At 60.6% G+C, this 21,708-nt stretch carries 19 protein-coding genes; 8 read left to right on the top strand and 11 right to left on the bottom strand.

Annotation, left to right across the window (positions count from 1 at the left end; all coding sequences use genetic code 11):
• Positions 1-52 precede the first annotated feature (52 nt).
• The 3 genes from LQ231_RS15630 to LQ231_RS15640 all read right to left on the bottom strand — a co-directional run bounded on the left by LQ231_RS15630 (position 53) and on the right by LQ231_RS15640 (position 2,248).
• Positions 53-262 carry a hypothetical protein gene (locus tag LQ231_RS15630; protein ID WP_230172033.1) on the bottom strand — a complete coding sequence of 70 codons (210 nt, stop codon included), beginning with the start codon at positions 260-262 and terminating at the stop codon, positions 53-55.
• Positions 263-273: 11 nt separating this feature from the next.
• Positions 274-1,455: a benzoate/H(+) symporter BenE family transporter gene (locus LQ231_RS15635; RefSeq protein WP_230172042.1), complete on the bottom strand. Its 1,182-nt coding sequence runs from the start codon at positions 1,453-1,455 to the stop codon at positions 274-276.
• A 208-nt stretch (positions 1,456-1,663) separates the two neighbouring features.
• Positions 1,664-2,248 (bottom strand): ATP-dependent Clp protease proteolytic subunit, encoded by a 585-nt coding sequence (locus tag LQ231_RS15640; protein ID WP_113141895.1) that lies wholly within the window; start codon positions 2,246-2,248, stop codon positions 1,664-1,666.
• A 211-nt stretch (positions 2,249-2,459) separates the two neighbouring features.
• On the opposite strand from LQ231_RS15640, the gene LQ231_RS15645 reads away from it, so the two are divergent.
• Positions 2,460-3,803: an HD-GYP domain-containing protein gene (locus LQ231_RS15645; RefSeq protein ID WP_230172044.1), complete on the top strand. Its 1,344-nt coding sequence runs from the start codon at positions 2,460-2,462 to the stop codon at positions 3,801-3,803.
• Between the two features lie 82 nt (positions 3,804-3,885).
• On the opposite strand, the gene LQ231_RS15650 is transcribed toward LQ231_RS15645, so the two are convergent.
• Positions 3,886-4,317: an Lrp/AsnC family transcriptional regulator gene (locus LQ231_RS15650; protein ID WP_230173385.1), complete on the bottom strand. Its 432-nt coding sequence runs from the start codon at positions 4,315-4,317 to the stop codon at positions 3,886-3,888.
• A gap of 156 nt (positions 4,318-4,473) precedes the next feature.
• Here LQ231_RS15650 and LQ231_RS15655 point away from each other — a divergent pair, with 156 nt between their 5' ends.
• Together LQ231_RS15655 and LQ231_RS15660 are read left to right on the top strand one after the other, a co-directional pair.
• On the top strand, positions 4,474-5,577 hold the full coding sequence (locus LQ231_RS15655) for a saccharopine dehydrogenase family protein (protein ID WP_230172046.1): 1,104 nt from the start codon (positions 4,474-4,476) through the stop codon (positions 5,575-5,577).
• Positions 5,578-6,131: 554 nt separating this feature from the next.
• Positions 6,132-6,929 (top strand): DUF6232 family protein, encoded by a 798-nt coding sequence (locus LQ231_RS15660; protein ID WP_230172053.1) that lies wholly within the window; start codon positions 6,132-6,134, stop codon positions 6,927-6,929.
• A gap of 91 nt (positions 6,930-7,020) precedes the next feature.
• Here the strand turns inward: LQ231_RS15660 and LQ231_RS15665 are convergent, their stop codons facing one another.
• Positions 7,021-9,582: an FAD-dependent oxidoreductase gene (locus LQ231_RS15665; protein ID WP_230172055.1), complete on the bottom strand. Its 2,562-nt coding sequence runs from the start codon at positions 9,580-9,582 to the stop codon at positions 7,021-7,023.
• 347 nt (positions 9,583-9,929) lie between these two features.
• Here LQ231_RS15665 and LQ231_RS15670 point away from each other — a divergent pair, with 347 nt between their 5' ends.
• Positions 9,930-11,792 carry a PAS domain-containing methyl-accepting chemotaxis protein gene (locus tag LQ231_RS15670; RefSeq protein WP_230172057.1) on the top strand — a complete coding sequence of 621 codons (1,863 nt, stop codon included), beginning with the start codon at positions 9,930-9,932 and terminating at the stop codon, positions 11,790-11,792.
• Positions 11,793-11,838: 46 nt separating this feature from the next.
• Here the strand turns inward: LQ231_RS15670 and LQ231_RS15675 are convergent, their stop codons facing one another.
• On the bottom strand, positions 11,839-13,299 hold the full coding sequence (locus LQ231_RS15675; RefSeq protein WP_230172058.1) for a protein adenylyltransferase SelO: 1,461 nt from the start codon (positions 13,297-13,299) through the stop codon (positions 11,839-11,841).
• 275 nt (positions 13,300-13,574) lie between these two features.
• On the opposite strand from LQ231_RS15675, the gene LQ231_RS15680 reads away from it, so the two are divergent.
• The 3 genes from LQ231_RS15680 (at position 13,575) to LQ231_RS15690 (ending at position 15,815) form a co-directional block, all read left to right on the top strand.
• Entirely contained in the window at positions 13,575-14,072 is a 498-nt protein-coding gene (locus tag LQ231_RS15680) for a hypothetical protein (protein ID WP_230172059.1), read from the top strand.
• A 116-nt stretch (positions 14,073-14,188) separates the two neighbouring features.
• Positions 14,189-14,671 (top strand): transcription elongation factor GreA, encoded by a 483-nt coding sequence (gene greA, locus LQ231_RS15685; protein WP_230172062.1) that lies wholly within the window; start codon positions 14,189-14,191, stop codon positions 14,669-14,671.
• 172 nt (positions 14,672-14,843) lie between these two features.
• Entirely contained in the window at positions 14,844-15,815 is a 972-nt protein-coding gene (locus LQ231_RS15690) for an MYG1 family protein (RefSeq protein ID WP_230173386.1), read from the top strand.
• A gap of 49 nt (positions 15,816-15,864) precedes the next feature.
• On the opposite strand, the gene LQ231_RS15695 is transcribed toward LQ231_RS15690, so the two are convergent.
• Positions 15,865-16,590, bottom strand: coding sequence for a pentapeptide repeat-containing protein (locus tag LQ231_RS15695; protein ID WP_230172063.1), 726 nt, complete (start codon positions 16,588-16,590; stop codon positions 15,865-15,867).
• A gap of 156 nt (positions 16,591-16,746) precedes the next feature.
• Positions 16,747-16,890, bottom strand: a complete 144-nt coding sequence (locus LQ231_RS15700) for a hypothetical protein (protein ID WP_230172064.1) — start codon at positions 16,888-16,890, stop codon at positions 16,747-16,749.
• Between the two features lie 220 nt (positions 16,891-17,110).
• Here LQ231_RS15700 and LQ231_RS15705 point away from each other — a divergent pair, with 220 nt between their 5' ends.
• Positions 17,111-17,683 (top strand): HupE/UreJ family protein, encoded by a 573-nt coding sequence (locus LQ231_RS15705; protein ID WP_230172065.1) that lies wholly within the window; start codon positions 17,111-17,113, stop codon positions 17,681-17,683.
• A gap of 139 nt (positions 17,684-17,822) precedes the next feature.
• Here LQ231_RS15705 and queF read toward each other — a convergent pair whose 3' ends face one another.
• The 3 genes from queF to LQ231_RS15720 all read right to left on the bottom strand — a co-directional run bounded on the left by queF (position 17,823) and on the right by LQ231_RS15720 (position 21,532).
• Positions 17,823-18,287, bottom strand: a complete 465-nt coding sequence (gene queF / locus LQ231_RS15710) for a preQ(1) synthase (RefSeq protein ID WP_230172068.1) — start codon at positions 18,285-18,287, stop codon at positions 17,823-17,825.
• Positions 18,288-18,291: 4 nt separating this feature from the next.
• Positions 18,292-19,200 carry a cation diffusion facilitator family transporter gene (locus LQ231_RS15715; RefSeq protein ID WP_230172070.1) on the bottom strand — a complete coding sequence of 303 codons (909 nt, stop codon included), beginning with the start codon at positions 19,198-19,200 and terminating at the stop codon, positions 18,292-18,294.
• A gap of 142 nt (positions 19,201-19,342) precedes the next feature.
• Entirely contained in the window at positions 19,343-21,532 is a 2,190-nt protein-coding gene (locus tag LQ231_RS15720) for an anthranilate synthase (protein WP_230172077.1), read from the bottom strand.
• Between the last annotated feature and the right edge of the window lie 176 nt (positions 21,533-21,708).

Below are 21,708 nucleotides of genomic sequence, written 5' to 3' on the forward strand. Positions count from 1 at the left end.
CCGCAATACCTAGCGCAACCCTTGCGATTGCACCAGATCCGACACACGCTGCTCAGCGACGTCCGAATTGCGCAATGAACGCCGCCGCCAGGAAGCCGAACGCGATGGCAGCCCAGACCATGCCGCCACCGGTCACGTTGCTTCCATCCGGCGTCAAACAGCTCGACTGCGATGCAGCGATACAATCCCGCCAGATCCAGTAGCGTGTGTAGAAGATAAAGCTGAAAAGAGCCGCAAGAAGAGCAAGGATAATCGCCCGCATGCGAACCCGCCTCATGCTCGGGCCTTGGCCAGCTTCACCAATGCCAGCATCGCGACGCCCGCGATCAGCCCCCAGAACGCCCCCGATATCCCGAGGATGGAGATCCCGGATGCAGTGATCAGGAACGTGACCGCCGCCGCCTCCCGCGTTTCAACGGCATTGAACGCCGCCACGGCCGAGCCTGAAAAAGCGCTGATCAGGGCGAGACCCGCCACCGATTGGATGAGGATCGGTGGAGCGAGGGCCACGAACGAGGTGACGGCACCGGCGGCCAGTCCCAGGAGCACATAGCCGATACCGCCGATGATCGCCGCCCAGTAGCGTCGCTTCGGGTCTGGATGCGCGTCCTCGCCGGCAGCCATCGCCGCCGTGATTGCTGCCAGATTGACCGCATGGCCACCGAAGGGCGCCGACAGCAATGAGAAAAGACCGGTCACGGCGAACATCGCACCGGGCCTCGGCTCATAGCGATTGACCTTGAGGATGGCGATCCCCGGGATGTTCTGCGAGGCCATGGTCACGATAAACAGTGGCAGCGCGATCGAAACCAGCGCCGACACGGTGAAGACCGGCATGACGAACTCGATCGGCGGCGCCAGGGATTGCGTCCAACTGGCCATCGCTCCTTCCGGCAATTCGACACCCAATACGATCACAACAACGAAGGTGAGCAGGGCCGCCGGTACCGCATAAAGCCGCTTGAACGCCGCAACAACCGCCCAGACCACCAGGATCGGCAGGCCGAGCCAGGCATCGAAGGCAACCGCCCTGAACGGCGCAAAGCAGAGATTGATGATAACGCCGGCCAGCATGGCATTGGCCAGAGGCGCGGGGATTGCGGCGACCGCCCTACCGAAGGGGCGGAACAGGCCGGCCAGCACGATGAGCCCGGCGCAAACGACAAACGCCCCGACAGCCGCCGGGAACCCACCTAGCGGGATACCCGCCGTCGCCATGAGCGCCGCACCCGGCGTCGACCAGGCGACGGAAACCGGAAGCCTGGTCCAGACGCTGAGCACGATGCCGCAAATGCCCATGGAGACCGATAGCGCCATCAGGCCTGACGCCGCCTCGTAGTCGGTCGCGCCGACGCCCTTCAGGCCCTGCAGGACCACGGCAAAGGAGCTGGCGAAGCCGACAAAGGCAATCAGCACACCCATGAAGGTGCTCTGAAGTGAGAGGTCTTTCAGCATGGCGCAAGACTCGCTTGGACGACGGAACATTGCCTATCGAACATCAAAATCCACGACGCTTGGCAAGGCAGGAATGGCGAAAACGGGTACGTTCACGCGAACCAACCGGATGCCAGATCGACGCTCGGTCTCACATCGACATCGCCGCACAAAAAAGCCCCCACCGGTAAACGGCAGGGGCTTCTCCAATTCAGCGTTTCGAATGCGCTCAGCCGATGTCGGCGTGGCTTTCGATAATCTTTCCGACCAAGCCATATTGCACGGCATCTTCCGCAGCGAGCCAGTAATCGCGGTCGATGTCCTTGGCGATCTTCTCTTCCGTCTGGCCGGTGGCCTTGGAATAGATCTTGATCAGCCGCTGGTTCATCTTGATGATTTCGCGGGCCTGGATCTCGATATCGGACGCCATGCCGCGCGTGCCGCCCGACGGCTGATGCATCAGGAAGCGTGTGTTCGGCAGAGCCAGGCGACGTTCCTTCGGGACTGCCACGAAGATCAGCGAGCCGGCAGAGGCCGCCCAGCCGGTGGCGATGATCCACACCTTCGGCTTGATGAACCGGATCATGTCATGGATGGCGTCGCCGGCTTCGACATGGCCGCCCGGCGAGCATACGAACACGCGAATGTCTTCGTCGGAGGCTGCAGCCAATGCGACCAGCTGCGTGCAGACCTTCTGCGCCAGCTCCATGGTAATGCCGCCGTAGATGAAGATCGACCGCGACTTGAAAAGGTTCGCTTCCGTTTCCTTGCCGATCGGCAGTTCCTTGCTCTTGTCGTCGTCTTCTTCGTTCATCCGGCAATTCTCCACTTGCGTTTAGCTCACCCGCACATAATGCGTCTCATGTCGTAAGACAATGCGGGAAAAAGACAAGCATGGAAGCGGTGAACAGGAGGTTAGCCCCAGGGAGAAACACCGCCGCCTTGAAAATGCGACAGCCGGCCGGCGTCTGAGACACCGGCTATTAACGGTCCTCGCTTTATAAGCGGACAACGAGGAACGGGTCGTGGCCAAGCAGATACGTCTTGCAGAAATCATTGAAGCACTCAGCCATGCGCTGGACCTCACCGAAGGTCAGCCGCCCGGCCATTGCATCCGCTGCTGTTATATCGGAACGGCGATCGGGCAGAAACTCGGTCTGAACGACGAGCGGCTGCGTGACCTTTATTATACGCTGATGCTCAAGGATCTCGGCTGCTCGTCGAACGCGGCCCGGATCTGCGAACTCTATCTCGCCGATGACCTGAAGTTCAAACATGACTTCAAGCTGGTGGATGGCTCGTTCCCGCAGATCCTGCGTTTCGTGCTCTCTCATACCGGCATGCAGGCGGGCCTTGCCGAGCGGTTTCGCGGCTTGCTCAATATAGTCAAGAACGGCGCGGAAATCTCCCAGAGCCTGATCCGCACCCGCTGCCAGCGCGGCGCCGAAATCGCCCGGCAGATGCGGTTTTCCGAGGAAGTCGCGCAGGGCATTCTCGATCTCGACGAACATTTCGATGGCGGCGGCCAGCCCGCCGGCCTCAAGGGAGATGAGATCCATCTCTTCGCCCGCATAGCGCTCCTTGCCCAGGTCGCCGACGTATTCTTCATCAACGAAGGCCCGGTGGCTGCCCTTGCCGAAGTCAGCAAGCGCGCCGGCGGCTGGTTCGATCCGCATCTCGTCGATACATTCAAAACCGTGGCGACGCCGGTCTTTTGGGCCGAACTCGGCGCGGACAACCTGGAACGCTTCGTTCTCGCCCGTGAACCCGGCCGCAAGGCGATCATGGCCGACGAGGACTATCTCGACGACATCGCCGCCGGTTTCGCCCGGGTCATCGATGCCAAGAGCCCCTATACGTCCGGTCACAGCGACCGCGTCGCCCTGTTCACCGACCTGATCGCCGAAGAGATGGGTATGGCAGCGCCTGAGCGCCGACGGCTGAAACGCGCCGCCCTTTTGCATGACATCGGCAAGCTCGGTGTCTCCAACAGCGTGCTCGACAAACCGGGTCGGCTGGAAGGTGAGGAATGGGAGCAGATGAAGCGCCATGCCGAGTTTTCGGAAGTGATCCTGTCGCGCATTGCGGTCTTTTCCGATCTTGCCCTGATCGGTGGCGCCCATCATGAAAAGCTTGACGGCACCGGCTATCCGCGTGGCCTGAAGGGCGACCAGATCAGCTTCGAAACCCGCATCGTCTCGACCGCCGACGTCTTCGACGCCCTGACCGCAGACCGCCCCTACCGCGCAGCCATGCCGGTCGCCAAGGCGCTGGCCATCCTCTGGGAGGGCGCCGGCAAAAGCCACGACCCGGCCTGTATCGAAGCGCTGGAACGGGCACTCACACGAGCGGAACTGGCAGCCGCCTGACACGGCAACGGTTTCCTCTTGGCGCTGGCGCTGGCCGCTGGCCAACCGCCAACGACACCAGCCCCCGTATCAACAGGCAGGCCTACCGCGCAATGCGCGTCGACAGGATGATCGACGACAGCGTGCGCTCGACGCCGGACAACTCTCCGATCCGGTCGATCAGCCGGTCGAGTTCGGCAATCGACGGAGCGGCAATGATGGCGATCAGGTCATAAGGGCCGTTGACCGAATAGAGCGCCGTCACCTCGCGGATCGCATTGAGCTCCGCGGTAACCTGACTCAATGCCTTCGGTGCGATGGTGATCATCACATGCGCCCGGACCAGCCCGCGTTCATAGGCATCAGACAGCCGTACGGCGTAACCGGCGATCACGCCCTGCCCTTCCAGCCGTTCGAGCCGCGCCTGCACCGTGGTGCGTGACAGCCCGAGCCGGCGCGCGAGTTCCACCACCGGCATGCGGGCATTCTCCGACAACAGTGCCAGAAGCTCGCGATCTTTCTCGTTGATTTGCATATTGCTCAATCTCTTCGTCTGATTGCCTAATATGCTACGGCATAACTGACATTCCGTCACTTGGAATCGACAGCACACGCGATCACACTTTGCCCACGCTAACGCAGTGGGCCGGAGGATCAGCCCCGGCCGAATTCAGTATCGAGGGGCACAGCCATGAAAAACATCGTCATCATCGGAGCCGGCAAGATCGGCGGCGCAATTGCCCGCATGCTGGCTGAAACCGGCGACTATCAGGTGACCGTGGCCGACCGCAGCGCCGAGCAATTGGCCAAGCTTGACGCCCATGCCTCGGTCTCGACCACCGTGGTCGACATCGCCGACAGTGCCGCACTCGATGCCCTGCTCGCCGGAAAATTTGCCGTTCTTTCGGCCGCCCCTTTCCACCTGACCGGTGCCATCGCCGAGAGCGCCGCCCGCACCGGCACCCACTATCTCGACCTCACCGAAGACGTCGCCACCACCCGAAAGGTCGAGCAACTGGCGACGAATGCCCGCTCCGCCTTCATCCCACAATGCGGTCTTGCCCCCGGCTTCATCTCGATCGTCGCCCAGGACCTGACCAAACACTTCGACACGCTCGACAGCGTGCGCATGCGCGTCGGCGCGCTGCCGCAATATCCGTCCAACGCGCTGAACTACAATCTGACCTGGTCGACCGACGGGTTGATCAACGAATATATCGAGCCCTGCGAGGCGGTGGTCGAAGGCAAGCTGACCGTGGTGCCGGCCATGGAAGAGCGCGAGGAATTCTCGCTTGACGGCGTCACCTACGAGGCCTTCAACACCTCGGGCGGTCTCGGCACGCTGGCCAAGACGCTCGAAGGTCGTGTGCGCACGATGAACTACCGCACCATCCGCTATCCCGGCCACCAGGCGATCATCAAGGCGCTGCTCAACGACTTCAACCTGAAGAACCGCCGCGATGTGCTGAAGGATCTGTTCGAAAACGCACTTCCCGCCACCATGCAGGATGTCGTCGTCATCTTCGTCACCGTCTGCGGCTGGAAGGACGGCCGCTACCTGCAGGAAACCTATGCCAACAAGGTCTATGCCGGCGTCGTCGCGGGCAAGAAGATGAGCGCCATCCAGATCACCACGGCGGCCGGAATCTGCACCGTTCTCGACCTGCTCGCCGACGGCACGCTGCCGCAAAAGGGCTTCGTCCGCCAGGAAGAAATCGCCCTGCCCGCCTTCCTCGCCAACCGCTTCGGTCGCGTCTACGATCCCGAAGTCATGCGCGTCGCCAAGGCCGGCTAAACGCCTCCGGGGGGAGGAGCGGACCGCAAGGTCCCCGGACGGGGCGGTATAAAACAAAAACGAAGGACCGCCCCGTCCACCTCGGTCGAAGTCAGGGGATCAAGCCCCGTCGCCCAGGGTACACGCGGGCTAGGTGCCACGTTACGGGAGATAAATTCCCTACGATCCGATCGCACCGCCGCCCCCTCATCCTGAAACAGCCTTACGAAACACATAGGCATGGGAAGGACCCGCGCGTGCCCGCCATTCGAGGCCGGATTTTGTCAGCAAACGTGGAAGGTTTCCCTTGGATCCTTTGAGACAAATCTTCGCGGGCCAGCCCGGTGCCTTCTAGCGGCTTTGGTAAACGAGGCGGCCCAGGCCAGCATCAACATGCCGAAGTAATCGACGACTGCGCTTAACATCGAGATGACTTTTCCGACATATTGGCCACAGCAAGATACAACATCACAGCCTCGGTAGCGTTGCGGCATGCGTTACACATTCTTGCTGTAGTTGATTTAATAAACTGGATATAATTTACTTATACTCGCCTTAGATCAGGGGGATTTTTTATGGAGATCACTGGCGAAGCGATCAGACTCGACAATCAGATTTTTCCTACAAAGAACATCTCATCAGCACGCATGGTCGAAAAAGACATCAAGGTTCCTGAAAGCGACAAAGATTACACAAAACGAATGGTCAGAAACCTCGCTATCGGCGTGATATTAATGCTGGTAGGCATCGCAAACAAAGATCATGAGGACAATCAAGCCATATCCCTAGTGGGATTGATTTGTGGCGCGTATTTTATATTTTTCACTTGGAAGAGAAAGTTTTTTGATGCCAAACAATATGGGATAGAACTATTAAGTAACTCTGGCACCATGACGCTGTTTTGGTCCCGCGACCTGGAATTCATGACACAGGTGAGAGACGTTATATTCAAAGCTTTAACAACGAGCAGCACAACACTGCACTACAATGTCAACATAGACAACAAGAAGATATTTGACAATTCATTAAACATAACGGAAAAATCAACCACAAACATCTATGATTACTCGATACGATTTACAAAGAACGAAGGAATATCGGACGAGCAATTGCAATTTTTGAATGGAGAATTCAACAACACCCTAAGGGAACTTGGAAAGGCCGCCGAAGCGAGCAGGAATACCGACCTAGAGGGTGAGCTGAAAAACCTGGTACAAATATTGCGGAGCAATAATCCCGAAAAAACAAAGATTCGAAACGCTTGGGCAAAAGTCAAAGGAGTCTGCGAAGTTTGGGAGACCGGCGAAGACGTGCAAAAAATCATCAGCACATTGGGAGCAGGTATCGCGACTATAATAACGATGTTCTCGTGATACGGCGCGAGCCGCTTGAGGGCGGGGACCATTTCTTGCCCGCCCGCCCTCATATTAATGGCAATGCCCTTTTAATCCCCGCCCCCTCGCCTCAGCTCCGCGGCTTCAAGTTCTCCGCATCATACAGCGGCTTGTAACCAACGCCGGCAACCTCCACCGGATAGGTCTCGCCGAAATACTCGACATTCAGCCTGCGCCCGACCTGGCAATAGTCCCAGGGCAGATAGGCGAGCGCGATGTTCTTGCCCACCGTCGGACCATAAGCCACCGAAGTGGTGTAGGAGCGGCGGCCGAGTGCGTCGATGAGCACCTCGCCGGTCGCCGGGTCCATGACCGGCATGGAGCCGACCGGGTAACGCTTGACGCCCTTGGCATCGGTGTTTTCGGTCATCACAAGCGTGCAGAGCATGGCCGGCTGGTGTTCCCGTGCCTTGTATTCGAGATGTTTGGCCTTGCCGCGGAAATCGGCTTCCTTGACCTTCGGACGCGCCAGATCGGCTTCGATCAGGTTGTACTGGGTCAGGAGATCGGCATTCTGCAGGCGCAGGCTCTTTTCCATGCGGCGCGAATTGGCATAGGTCTCGACGCCAAACGCCATGACGCCGGTGGCGCGCAGGGCATCCCAGACGGCAAGGCCGTCCTCGTATTTCATATGCAGTTCCCAGCCCTGCTCGCCGACATAGGAGATGCGGAAGGCGGTGACCGGCTTGCCGCCGATCTCGATCTGCTTGATCTGGGCGAAGGCGAAATTTTCCGGATCAAGGCCCGCCGGCTCGGAAACCACCTTTTTCAGCGTGTCGCGGGCATTCGGGCCCCAGATGCCGATGGTGATGAACTTTTCCGACACATCGGTGATCGTGACGTCGAGGCCGCGATCCTGCGCCACCCGCTTCATATAGTGGAAGTCGCGCGGGCCGGCATCCGCCCCGTTGATCAACCGGCAGCGGTCGGCCATGCGGATGACGGTGAAGTCGGCCCGCACCATGCCCTCGTCGTCGAGGAAGTGGGTGTAGATGCCCTTGCCGATGTTGCCGTCGCCGCCGATCTTGGCAGCGCACAGCCATTCCAGAAGCTCGACATGGTCGGGACCTTCGATGTCGACCATGTGGAAGTGGGAAAGGTTGACGATGCCGCAATCCTCGCTCATCGCCAGATGTTCGGCATTCGAGACCCGCCAGAAGTGTCTGTTATCCCACTCGTTTTCGCGCACCGGCACGCGGGCGCCGTATTTTTCCAGAAGGTGCTCGTTGGCCTTGTAGCCATGCGCCCGCTCCCAGCCGCCCAGTTCCATGAAGTGGCCGCCAAGCTCGACTTCGCGCTCATACATCGGCGAACGCTTGGCGCCACGGCTCGAGGCGTAAGGCTCGCGTGTGTGCACGGCCGGGAAATAGATCTTCTGCGCCGCCTCGAAGCAGCGATTGGCGATGAACTCTTCGGTCAGCTGGTGCGGATAGAAACGGGCATAGTCGATCGAGTTGTGGTCGATTTCGGTGCGGCCGTCCGTCATCCAGTCGGCGATCAGCTTGCCATAGCCGGGACCGTCCTTGACCCAGATCGCGACGCAGTACCAGAGGCCACGTACCTTCTGGCTTTCACCACACGAAGGTCCGCCGGCAGCGGAGACCTGGAGAAGGCCGTTGAACGAATGGCCTTCGTTATAGCCGAGCTCGCCGAGGATCGGGGTGAGCTCCATGGCGCGTTCGAGCGGCTCGAGGATCTGCTCCATGTCGAGATCGCGCTGCGAGGGCGAGAGCCGTGCCTCGTGCTTTTCCAGGAGTTCGCGCGGATGGCACATGCGCGGATTGTGCTGCTCGTAATAGCCCCATTCGATCTGGCCGCCCTCGGATGTCTTCGGGTCGCCGGTGTCGCGCATATAGGCCGAATTGCCCTGGTCGCGCAAAAGCGGAAAACCGATATCCTTGCCGGTGCCTTCGAACTCGTTATACGGGCCGAAGAAGGTCAGCGGATGATCGACCGGCATGACCGGCAGGTCTTCGCCGACCATTTCGGCGATCAGGCGGCCCCAAAGGCCGGCGCAGACGATGACGTGGTCCGCCATGATCGTGCCGCGATGGGTGACGACACCCTTGATGCGGCCGCCCTCGACGATCAGCGATTTGGCCGGGGTATTGGCAAACGCGGTGAGCTTGCCGGACTTTTCAGCCGCATCGACCAGCTTGCCGGCAACGGTCTGGCTGCGGGGAACGACAAGGCCGGCGTCGGGATCGAACATGCCGCCCATCACCTGGTCTTCCTCGATCAGCGGGAAGAGTTTTTTGATTTCGGCTGGCGAGACATAATGCGCCCGGGTGCCGAAGGCCTTGGCGGACGACAGCTTGCGCTTGATCTCTTCCATCCAGGTGTCGTCGCCGGTGCGCGCCACTTCCAGGCCGCCGATGCGGGCGTAGTGGCCCATCTTCTCGAAGAAATCGATGGAATACTGGGTCGTCCAGACCGACAGGTAGTCATGGCTGGTGGTGTAACAGAAGTCCGAGGCATGTGCCGTCGAGCCGATGTCGGTGGGGATGCCCGACTTGTCGATACCGACGATGTCATCCCAGCCGCGCTCGATGAGATGATGGGCGATGGAGGCGCCGACGATCCCTCCGAGACCGATGATGACGACTTTTGCCTTGGACGGAAACTCTGCCATAGCCTGCAATCCTGCCTGCGAGAATGATTGATGTTGCGTTCGATTTTAGGGGGAGCAGTCGCACAATTGCAGCCTGTCTGCGACATTCTCCAAGTGTTGCACGACCACTTATCCGCAGACAATCTGCCAGCCAGCGGCAAAATGACAACAGCCGATGTCGCCCGCACGACAGACGCATCGACAGAGACGCACGGTCGCAACCGGAAAGGCGCAGCCACGCATCGACGGATTCACTGCACCTCCGCAATACCATGATATCGCGATTCACTAATACACTTTGTATGCAAGTTTTAAGTAAGATTTAATTTTAAACTACTACAATTCAGGGAGTTCATTTGGAGCCTCCCATGCCTTTTCCTTCTATCGATTTCCAAGACACAAAATCCGTTCTGGATGCTTTCAGCCGTTCCCAGGCAATCATCGAATTCAACACGGACGGAACGATCCTGACCGCCAATGAGAACTTCTGCAAGGCGCTCGGCTACCGCCTCGAAGACATCGTCGGCAAGCACCACCGTATTTTCGTCGATCCGACGGATGTCACCTCGCCTGACTACGCCGCATTCTGGCAACGCCTGGCCTCGGGCAAGTTCGAGCGCGGCCAGTACAAGCGTTTTGGCAAGAGTGGCAAGCCGATCTGGATCGAGGCCTCCTACAACCCGGTCATGCGCCGCGGCAAGGCCTACAAGATCGTCAAGATCGCCAGCGACATCACCGAAAGCAAGATGCGGTCGCTCGACAGCAACGGCAAGCTTGAGGCCCTGTCACGGGCACAGGCCGTGATCGAATTCGCACCGGATGGCCAGATCCTTACCGCGAACGCGAATTTCCTCTCGGCGCTCGGCTATTCCCTGGCCGAGATCGCAGGCCAGCATCACCGCATGTTCTGCGAACCCGGCTATGCCGCATCGAGCGACTATGCAACGTTCTGGCCACGTCTGGCAGCCGGCCAGTTCGTCACAGACGAGTTCACCCGAATTCGCAAGGGTGGCCAGCCGATCTATATCCAGGCCACCTATAATCCGATCCTCGACGACGACGGCAAGGTGTTCAAGGTCGTCAAGTTCGCCACCGACATCACTGGGCGCGTGACCGCGCTGAAGCAGGTCGGCGCCGGCCTTGGCCGTCTGGCCGATTGCAATATCCGCATGACCATCGACGAGCCGTTCACGCCGGAATTCGAACACCTGCGCACGCATTTCAATGTCGCACTGGGCAAATTCCAGGAAACGCTGGAAGATGTGCTGTCGGAAACCACGATGGTATCCACGAAAAGCCTGGAAATGCATGATAACGCCGCAGGTCTCGCGCAGCGTTCGGAGCAGCAGGCAACAGCACTGGAACAGACGTCGGCAGCCCTGCAGCAGATCACCGAAACGGTGAAAGTCTCGAGTGCCCGCGCGATCGACACCCGCAAGCTGGTCAGCAATGCCCGCCAGGCTGCGACCGAATCGGTCGACGTGGTCAAGGCAACGGTAAATGCCATGGGCCGCATCGAAGGCGCATCGAGGGAAATCACCAACATCATCAGTGTCATCGATGAGATTGCCTTCCAGACCAACCTCCTCGCCCTCAATGCCGGCGTCGAGGCCGCGCGCGCTGGCGAAAGCGGCAAGGGTTTTGCCGTGGTTGCCCAGGAAGTGCGCGAACTGGCGCAACGTTCGGCCAAGGCCGCCAAGGAAATCTCCGGCCTGATCGCCAAATCGACAACCGAGGTCCAGGAAGGGGTGCGACTGGTCGGTGAAACCGGCGCGGCGCTGACCCGGATCGAGAATTTTGTCGAATCGATCAACGGCAATGTCGAGGCGATCGCCACGGCCGCATCGGACCAGGCGACCAGCCTGCAGGAGATCAATTCGACGGTCTCCTCGCTCGATCAGATGACCCAGCAGAATGCCGCGATGGTCTCCGGCATCAGCAGCGTCAGCGAAATTCTGTCGAGCGGTGCCAGCCATCTGGTGACGCTGGTGCAGAGCTTCAAGCTCGATCGCCGCAGGCAGCGCCGTGAACCCGGCTCTGAAGCGGCAGCAAGAAGCGCACAGGACCGTGCCACAGCTTCTGCCCCCATGCGCCAGGCCGTGAACGCGACGAAGCCGCAGGCCACCGCAGCCCGCCCGGTCGCGCGTCCCGCCAACGGGACAATGCCGAGCCGCATGCCAGCAACAGTTGGCAACACCGCGTTGAAGCAGGATGACTGGCAGGAATTCTGATCACCAGCCAGACGGCGGGGGCACAATCAGCGACCCCGCCGTTTCCTTACGTGCCGCAGAATGTGCGTGTCACCCGTTCTTCCGCCTTCGGTGGCTGGCACAGATCCGCCACATCAAAAGCCTCCGCAAACGGGCTCTGCAGTGCCTCTGTCAGTCGGTGGAAGAAAGAATGGTCGCCATAGTTGGCGGCCTGTATCGCTTCCTCGATCCGATGATTGCGCGCGATCAATGCCGGATTGACCGCATCCATCCGGGCCTGGATAGCAGCCGCTGAACGACCGTCATCCAGACGCCCGCGCCAACGAACCAGCCAATCGGTCAGCCCATTCGCATTGGCAAACTGCGTTGCCAGCAACGCTTCCTCCGCGCCACCGGCGACCTTGCCGAGCGCCCGGAATGCCAAGGTGAAATCTGCCTCTCCCTGATGCATCAGATCGAGGAAATCGCTGATCAGGGCCCGGTCACTATCGTCTTCACCGGCGAGACCAAGCTTGGCCCGGAAGGCAGCAAGCCACGCCGCCTGGAAAATGTCGCCAAAGCCGGACAAAACGCCATTCGCCACCGCGACGGCCTTCTCCTCGTCCTCATCCAGCAACGGCAGCAGGCATTCCGCCAGTCGCGCGATGTTCCACTGGCCGATGCCCGGCTGGTTGGCATAGGCATAGCGGCCACGCTGGTCGATCGAGGAAAACACCTTCTTCGGATCATATTCGTCGAGAAAGGCGCAAGGTCCGAAATCGATCGTCTCGCCGGAGACCGCCATATTGTCGGTGTTCATCACCCCGTGGATGAAGCCAATCGACAACCATCGGGCAATCAGTTCGGCCTGGCGCGTCGAAATGGCGGATAGCAGCGCCGCATACGGGTTCTCAGCGATGGCGACCTCCGGATAATGCCGCGCGATGACATGATCCGCGAGCGTCTTTACGCCATCGGTATCGCCGCGCGCGGCAAAATACTGGAACGTCCCGACGCGGATATGGCTGGCCGCCACCCGGGTGAACACGGCCCCCGGCAGCACGGTCTCGCGGATAACCGGTTCGCCGGTCAGGACGGCCGCCAGCGCCCGTGTCGTCGGAATACCAAGGGCTGCCATCGCCTCGGAGACAATATATTCGCGCAGCACCGGGCCAAGCGCGGCCAGGCCGTCGCCATTGCGGGAAAAGGCCGTAGGACCGGCCCCCTTCAGCTGGATGTCGCGCCGGCGACCCTCGCGATCGATGACCTCGCCGAGCAAAAGCGCCCGGCCATCGCCGAGTTGCGGATTGAAATGACCGAACTGATGGCCGGAATAGGCCATGGCGATCGGCTCGGCACCAACCGGCAGGATCTGGCCGGAAAAGATCTGCGCCAGACGCGCTTCACCGCCGGCATCGAGTGCAATGCCAAGCTGATCGGCCAGCGCCTCATTGTAGCGGATCAGCTGTGGCTGTGCGGCGGCAGCGGGCTTGGCTGGCCGATAGAAGCGTTCCGGCAGGCGGCTGTAGCTGTTGTCAAACGCGATCAAAGGCAACTCCTTGCCCGGCAAGGAGCCGGGGCTGTTTGTTCTATCGGCAATATGGGGATCGCACCTGAGCAGACAAGCAAAAAACGGGGCATATTAATGGGGGATGGATCGGGCCAAATAGGGGGCAAGGCCGACGTCGCATCTTGTCTGGCACAAAAACCCGGCGCAAACATCACGGCGACGCGGGTTGCCTGGCCGCCCGCTAAAATCGGCATGGCTGCCATCCAGTAGCCTGCCAGGAAAATGCGTCCACATGCCTTCCGGGGGACAGGTTCATGAAGTTTCGCCACGCCATCTTCGCCGCAGTCTTGGCGCTCGCCGGCTGCACCACGACCGAAGAAGCCCAGCAGGTGATCCAGTCTCGCTGGGTCGGGCAGCCTATCGACGCCTTCTTCACGCAATATGGTCCACCGATCAGCGAATACCCTCTGCCGAATGGTACGGTCATCTACACCTGGCGCGGCGGCGACAAGACCCGCTATATCCCGCCAACCTACACCATGGCGGAACCGGCCCGCACCGTGGTGCGAACCGAAACGCGACAGACCGGCTCAGGGCAAACCGTGACCGAAACCCGCGTCATTGCCCGCGATCCGGGTTGGGGCCCAGAAATGATCTCGCCGCCGCAGTATCAGGAACTTTTCTGCGAGTTGCAGATTACTGCCGGCAAGTCGCGAACTATCATGACAATCCGCGCCTCCAACGACACCGATGGCGAAGGTCTGAGCCTGTCGCGATGTGCCGAAGTTCTGGATGCCCATCCGCAGACGTAACACACGGCCAGCTCAGAGCAAGTGTGAGGCAGGTCAATCACGGTACCGCACCCATCTCTGCCAAACCCACGTACCCCAAGCGCCGCAAAAGCGCTGCATTTAGCCGGAGTTTAAAATTGAGCGTTGCCTTCACCAAGGAAGAGAGTTCCGAAACGGCCGCGGAAACCCTGTTGCCCGATCGGCCGATCTCACCCCATCCCAACCTTGTGACGGAAGCGGGCTTGAAGGCGCTCGAACTGCAACTGCGCCAGGCGCGTGACGCCTATGAGGCAACGAGCACGATCGAAGACGTCAATGAGCGACGCCGGCAGGCGGCGACCCCTTTGCGTGATACCCGCTACTTTGCAGCCCGGCTTCACAGCGCACAGCTGATCCCCCAGCCAACATCGACGGACACCGTTGCCTTCGGCAGCACCGTGACCTTCAGCCGCGACGATGGCCGTGTGCAGACGTATCGAATTGTCGGTGAAGATGAGGCGGATCCGAAGGCCGGATCGATTTCCTTCGTATCGCCAGTGGCGACGATGCTGATCGGCAAGGCTGTCGGAGACGTCGTCGAGGCCGGTGGCCACGAACTTGAGATCACCGCAATTTCCTAGCGCGCACGCCTTACGCCTCCCCCAACGACTGATTGCGGCATTAGAGAATAGGGCCACTTGTTGCGCCAAGGCGACACAAGACATCAAAAGACGGGTTGAGATGGCATCAGGCAAAGGCTATCTGGTGCCAACCACTCGCAGACCCTCCACAAACGACAAGGCACCTCCCGGCATGACCCCAGACTTCCTCGTCACCCATTCCGGTGGCTTCCATGCCGACGAGTTGATGTCCAGCGTCATCCTCACCCGCCTTTTCCCGCAGGCTCGGATCGTCCGCAGCCGGGCGCCGGAATGGATCACGCCGAGCACAGACCGGATCATCTACGACGTCGGTGGCGCCTATGATGCGCAAACGCAGATCTTCGATCACCATCAGCGCGGCGCACCGCTGCGCGACGACGGCCAGCCCTACAGCTCGTTCGGATTGATCTGGAAGCACTATGGCGAGGACTATCTCATCGCTTCGGGCGTCCCCGAGGCGCATGTCGAGAAGATCCATGCCTCCTTCGACGCAGGCTTCGTGCTGCCAATCGACCTGGTCGACAACGGCGCCCTCAGCCCGTCGATCGCGGGGCCGCTGGCAGGACTGACCCTACCCACCCTGCTGGAAACCTTGAAACCGGTCTTTGATGAAACCGACCCTGAGGCCATCGATCGCTGTTTCCATGTGGCGCTGGCGATTGCCCGCAGCTTTGTCGAGGCCCGAATTGCCGCAAGTGCCGCAAAACTGCGCGCCGAGGCGCTTGTGCATCAGGCGATCGTCGATGCCGGCGCGAACCGCGTGCTGGAACTGCCGATGGGCATGCCGTTCCGCCCGGCCATCTTGAAAGCCGGCGCCGATCACCTGCTGTTTGTCGTGCACCCGCGCGACAAGGACTGGTGCCTCACAACCATCCGCCGGGCCGACGAAGGCTTCGAGGTCCGCGCCGATCTGCCTGCTGCCTGGGCCGGGCTGACCAATGGCGATCTGGAAGCTGTCTGCGGCATCGCGGGCGCGAGCTTCTGTCACAACGGGCGCTTCGTCGCTGCGGCGAAGACGCGCGAGGCGGCACTCGCCATGGCGGATCTGGCTGTGATCGAGGCCCGGTCGATAGAGGCTATGGTGGTTGGGCAGGCCCAGGCCACGGTAGCCGAGCAGGCCTGATCGAAGCAGGGGGGCGGAAAATGCGCCAAATGCCCGATCTTTGCCTCCGCTATTCCTGCTGAAACTGGCAGGGCCAGCTGGCCGGTTTGTTCAAGCCGGCCGGCAGCATTGTCTGCGCATCGCCGCAAGCCATGTCCACCTGCCACTGGGTGAGCCCCGTCGCACCCGTCAGATCGACACCTTCGATCCGCGTGAGGAAGAAGAAGGCGCGGTCGAAATCGACCGGCTTTCCGAATGCCGCCCCACGAAAATCCGCCCGCGCGAGGTTCGCCAGCGAAAAACGGCTGCCGCCGACATCGGCCCCATCGAATTGCGAGCGCCCCAGGTCAGCCTTGGTAAAGTCCGCATCGCCAAGCTTCGCCTGGGTGAAGATGGATCGCTGCAATTCGGCACCACTGAAAACGGCGCCGAGGGCATCGAGCTGGCTGAAATCCGTTCTGTAGGCTTCGATCCGTTCAAAGCGCGTGCCTGTGGCCGTCGAGCCGGCAAAGGAAGCGCGCACAAGGACCGCCTTCTCGAAGTTGGCCTTTGTCAGATTGCTGCCTCTGAGATCGGTCGACGTAAAGTCGGTGCGCGCGAGGTTTGCGCCGCTGAGGTCGCTGCTATCCAGCATGATCAGCTTCTTGTCGCAATCCTCCCAATTGATCCCGGGAGCGGGCGACGCGCGGCAATCATCGGCGGCCTCGGCGTTTGGCGCAAAAAGCCCGACGCTGCCCGCAAGCATCAGCAAATACACAAGATAGGATTTTCCGCACGTCACAATCATTGGCCGCATAGCCTTATTCCCATTCGCCGATACGGTTGCACCGTAGTCTATATAGGGCATGTACCCTCACTGTAGTAGGGCGCATCGCCTGCCGGACAGCAGGTCTCTGGCGCCGCGAACCAGAACCGAAATTTAACCCGCCGTTAGCGAATGGTCTGGATCCGATCAAGCCACATTACCCTTGGCAAGTGGCCGCCCGGATGAATTTCTCGCAACGAAGTCATCTTTAAAGTGAAAACCGTCGAGTCCGGATGCAATGCGGGCGGAGCTTGCGCCGATCGGGTAGCACAGACCCTTCAGGTCGCTCATGCCAATAACCCGAGGCCCACCATTCGAAACATCCCATCCAATCTGCGCCATGGCTCGCCGCATCATGCCTCGCCCTTCCCCGGCATTCGACGTAGTTTCACAGCAGACTTTGCCATGGACACTGCCGAACGGCTTACGTTACTGTCGCAGATGACATAGAGAGACGAGGTGGCGGGACCGAATACGGCCGCCTTGAGTCGACCAAATAGAGGGACCAATTATGTTGAAACGCATTTCCTTGACCGCAGCCATCTTCGCCGCAGCCGCCGCGCCTGCTTTCGCCCACCTGAATCAGGAAGAGCACGGCTCGATGATGGCCGGCCTGTCGCACCCGCTGTTCGGCGCCGACCATATTCTGGCGATGGTTGCCGTCGGCATCTGGGCTTCGCAGATTGGCGGCCGCGCGCTCTGGGCCGTTCCGGCCGCATTCGTCGGCATGATGGCGATCGGCTTTGCGCTCGCTGTGTCCGGCATTGACCTGCCCTTCGTCGAGCCGGCAATCCTGGCTTCCGTCATCGGTCTCGGCCTGCTGGTCGCCGCTGCCGTCCGTCTGCCGGTTGCAGCATCGGCTGCCGTCGTTGCCGCCTTCGCCCTGTTCCACGGCCATGCCCATGGCGGCGAACTCGGCACGGCCGGTGCCCTGCAGTTCGGCCTCGGCTTTGTCTTGGCCACCGCGGGTCTGCATCTGGCCGGCCTCGGCCTCGGCCTTGCGCTCAACCGCTTCGGCCCTGTTGTCGCCCGCCTGGTGGGTGTCGCAACCGTGTTCGGCGGCGCAGCGATCGCGTTCGGCTGATCGAAGCCACACTGTCGAAATGCAAACGGCGGCCCAAAGGCCGCCGTTTTTTATTTGAATCAAGGTCATCAAAGAAGCCGCCAAGCGACTGTCCGGACTCATGTTTCCAGTCCGGTTCAGACTGTGCTTGAAGACGCGGTCAGCCGCGGCCGCGATAGGTCGCTACCCCCTGTTCCGGCAACCAGACGCCCTTTGGCGCTTCTCCGGTCTGCCAGAAGACGTCGATCGGGATGCCGCCACGCGGATACCAATAGGCCCCGATCCGCAGCCACTTCGGATCCAGCAGCTCGACGATGCGCTTGGCGATATAGATCGAGCAGTCCTCATGGAAAGCGCCGTGATTGCGGAAGGAAAACAGGAACAGCTTCAGCGACTTCGATTCAACCAGCCAGTCGCCCGGAATGTAGTCGATGACGATATGGGCGAAATCCGGCTGGCCGGTCATCGGGCAGAGCGAGGTGAATTCCGGCGCGGTAAACCGCACCACGTAATCCGTTCCGGCATTGCCGTTCGGCACCCGTTCCATCATGGCAGTCTCCGGGCTGGTCGGCGCCTCGACCGCCTGGCCGAGCTGCGACAGTCCCGATACATCGGTCATGCTCATCGTCTTATCCTTTTACCGCTACACCCACACCGTGGGCCTCTTCACTTTCCGGTTCGACATGAATGGTCACGCGACCACCGGGCAGAACCGCCTGAACCGCCGCCTCAAGCCGATCGCAGATCCTGTGCGCATCAACCACCTTCATATCGGCCGGCACGACGAGATCGAAGGCGACGAAGGTCACCGAACCGCCGCGCCGGGTGCGCAGGTAATGCACCCCCAGCGAGCCGTCCGCATTCTCGGCAATCGCCCTCTTCAGCGCCTCGACATCGCTCACATCGACAGCCTTGTCCATCAATCCGTCGACAGACGTGCTGATCACCTTCCAACCCTGGAAGATGATGTTGCAGGCAACCAGGATGGCGAGAAGAGGATCAAGGATCGCATAGCCGGTCACGACCACCAGAACGAGACCGACCAGAACGCCGATCGAGGTCACCACGTCCGACATGATGTGATGACCGTCGGCCGCAAGCGCCGGCGAGCGGTGCGACTTGCCGACCCGGATCAGCGTGCGTGCCCAGACTAGATTGATCAGGCCGGCGACGAAATTGATCGCAAGGCCAAGCGCTGGCGCATTGAGCACCTGCGGGTCGCCAAGCGCCGCCACGGCCTCGTTGATGATCAGCAGCGCCGCGACGACGATCAGCACGCCCTCGACGACCGCCGACAGATATTCCGCCTTGTGATGGCCGTAGGGATGGTCGTCGTCCGCCGGCTTCTGCGCATAACGAATGACGAAATAGGCAATGAAGGCCGCGATCACATTGACAGTCGATTCCAGACCATCCGACAGCAGCGCCACGGAACCGGTCAGCCACCAGGCCAAGAGCTTCAGCCCCATGACGCCGAATGCCAGCGGAATGCCCCAGAAGGCGAGCCGCTGAACCAGATTGTCTCGTTGTTCGACCATCATCTCTATCCGTGCAGATGCGAGCGAATTGCAATGCGCAATCCCCAAATGCAAAACCGCCCGCGACGAAGCGCAGGCGGTTTTCAGTTGGCGCAGTCTAAAGCACAGAGTTTAACGGCGGGTCAACCCGCTGAAACCGATATCACGCGGCTTTCACCTTCGCCCGTTTCGCCAGTTTCTCCACCACGTTCTCGATCATCCGCATGCCGGCATCCTGGCCGAGCGTCATGATCGATTCCGGATGGAACTGCACGGCAGCCACCGGCTCCTTGGTGTGTTCGATGCCCATGATCGTGCCGTCTTCGCTTTCGGCCGTGATCATGAACTCCCGCGGCAGCGTCGCCGGATCGGCAAAGATCGAATGATAGCGACCAACGGTCACTTCCTTGGCAAGACCGGAAAACACCAGGCCTGGCTCGAGGATGCGGATGCGTGACGGCTTGCCGTGCATCGGAACCGCCAGCTGGCGCAATTCCCCGCCATAGGCTTCGGCCAAAGCCTGCAGGCCGAGGCAGACGCCGAAAATCGGCAATTGCCGAGCCCGCGCCTTCTTGATTGTCGCCTTGCAGTCGAAATCCTTCGGGGAACCAGGACCCGGCGACAGGACGACCAGATCAGGATTGAGCCTGTCGAAAACCTCGTCGGCCACCGGCGAACGCACGGTGTTCACCGTCGCACCGGTCTGGCGGAAATAATTCGCCAGCGTATGCACGAAGGAATCTTCGTGATCGACGAGCAGGATATTGACCCCTTGCCCGACAGCGGCCACGCCGCGCTTATTCTTGCCGTCATTGCCGGTCTTGGCGTCACGAATGGCTGCGATCATGGCGGATGCCTTCAGTTCGGTTTCGGCCTCTTCCTCTTCCGGAATGCTGTCATTCAAGAGCGTCGCCCCGGCGCGCACTTCGGCAATACCGTCCTTGATGCGCACGGTGCGCAGCGTCAGTCCGGTATTCATGTCGCCATTGAAGCCGACCATGCCGATTGCGCCACCATACCAGGCGCGCGGGCTCTTTTCATGCGCCTCGATGAACCGCATCGCCCAGAGCTTCGGTGCACCGGTCACGGTCACGGCCCAGGCGTGGGAGAGGAAGCCGTCGAAGGCGTCCATGTCGTCGCGCAACCGACCCTCGATATGGTCGACCGTGTGGATCAGGCGCGAATACATCTCGATCTGCCGACGGCCGATGACCTTGACCGAACCCGGCTCGCAGACGCGAGACTTGTCGTTGCGGTCGACGTCCGAGCACATCGTAAGCTCGCTCTCGTCCTTCTTCGAGTTGAGCAGCTTGAGGATCTGCTCCGAATCGGCGATCGGATCGTCGCCACGCTTGATCGTACCCGAGATCGGGCAGGTCTCGATGCGCCGACCATTGACCCGCACGAACATTTCAGGCGAGGCCCCGACCAGATATTCCTGGTTGCCGAGATTGATGAAGAAGGAATAGGGCGACGGATTGATTTCCTTCAGCCGCTTGGAGATCTGCGACGGCTTGCTGTCGCAGCGTTCCATGAATTTCTGCCCCGGCACGACCTCGAACAGGTCGCCGCGACGGAAGCTTTCCTTCGCCTTGGTGACCAGTTCGGCATATTCGCCCGGACGATGGTCGCCACGCGGCGGAATGGTGTCGGTGTGCTGGAACGGCTCCGGCGCAATCTCCTCCGACTTGCCCTCCGTCGTCACCTCACCCTTGGTGAAGTCATAGCGATCGATCCACGCCTTGGCAGAATAGTGATCGACGACCAGGATTTCATCCGGCAGGAACAGCACCATGTCGCGCTGGTCTTCCGGACGGATCAATTTGAGGTCGATGGCATCGAACTGGAAGGCGAGATCGTAGCCGAAAGCGCCGAAAAGGCCGATGGCGGCATCTTCCTCGGAATGGAAGAGATCGGTGATCGCTCTGAGAACGGTGAAGACCGTCGGGATCTTCGAACGCTCTTCCTCGGTGAACACGCGGTCCGGTACCCTGACCTCAAGGTCGAGGCGGCGATCCGTGCGGGCGCCGAGATCGAGATCCGAGACCGTTGCCAGCTTGCCGGCGATCAGCGACAAAAGCGCTTCGCCGCGGCCATTATAGGCCTCGATCCAGACCTTGCGCCCGAAGCAGGAGACGCCGAGTGGCGGATCGACGATGGCGGTGTCCCAGCGGGTATAGCGGCCCGGATATTCGTAGTTCGACGAAAACACCGCGCCGCGCCGCTCATCGAGCTTGTCGACATAGGTGCTGACCGCGTCGGCATAAGGTGTCGGCCGCCGCCGCCGCGTCACGGTCACACCGCCGCGCGTCACATAGGCCTCGCTCCCGTCTTCCCGCATGATCGTCGACATTCCAGTCTCTCTCCGTCTTTCATGGCCCGGTTGGAAGGCGCCTGAATACAAAAAAGCCGCCTCAGGTTCTCCGGGCGGCTTTGGGTTCAATCGTCTCAAGACATGATTGGTCAAGGCCGCGTTAGCGTGCCCACCACCAAACATTGTTGTTCGAAACGATCTTCATGGCGATTTTG

Origin of the sequence: Rhizobium sp. CECT 9324 (assembly GCF_918741265.1) — a bacterium.
In the GTDB taxonomy this organism is placed as follows: Bacteria; Pseudomonadota; Alphaproteobacteria; order Rhizobiales; family Rhizobiaceae; genus Allorhizobium.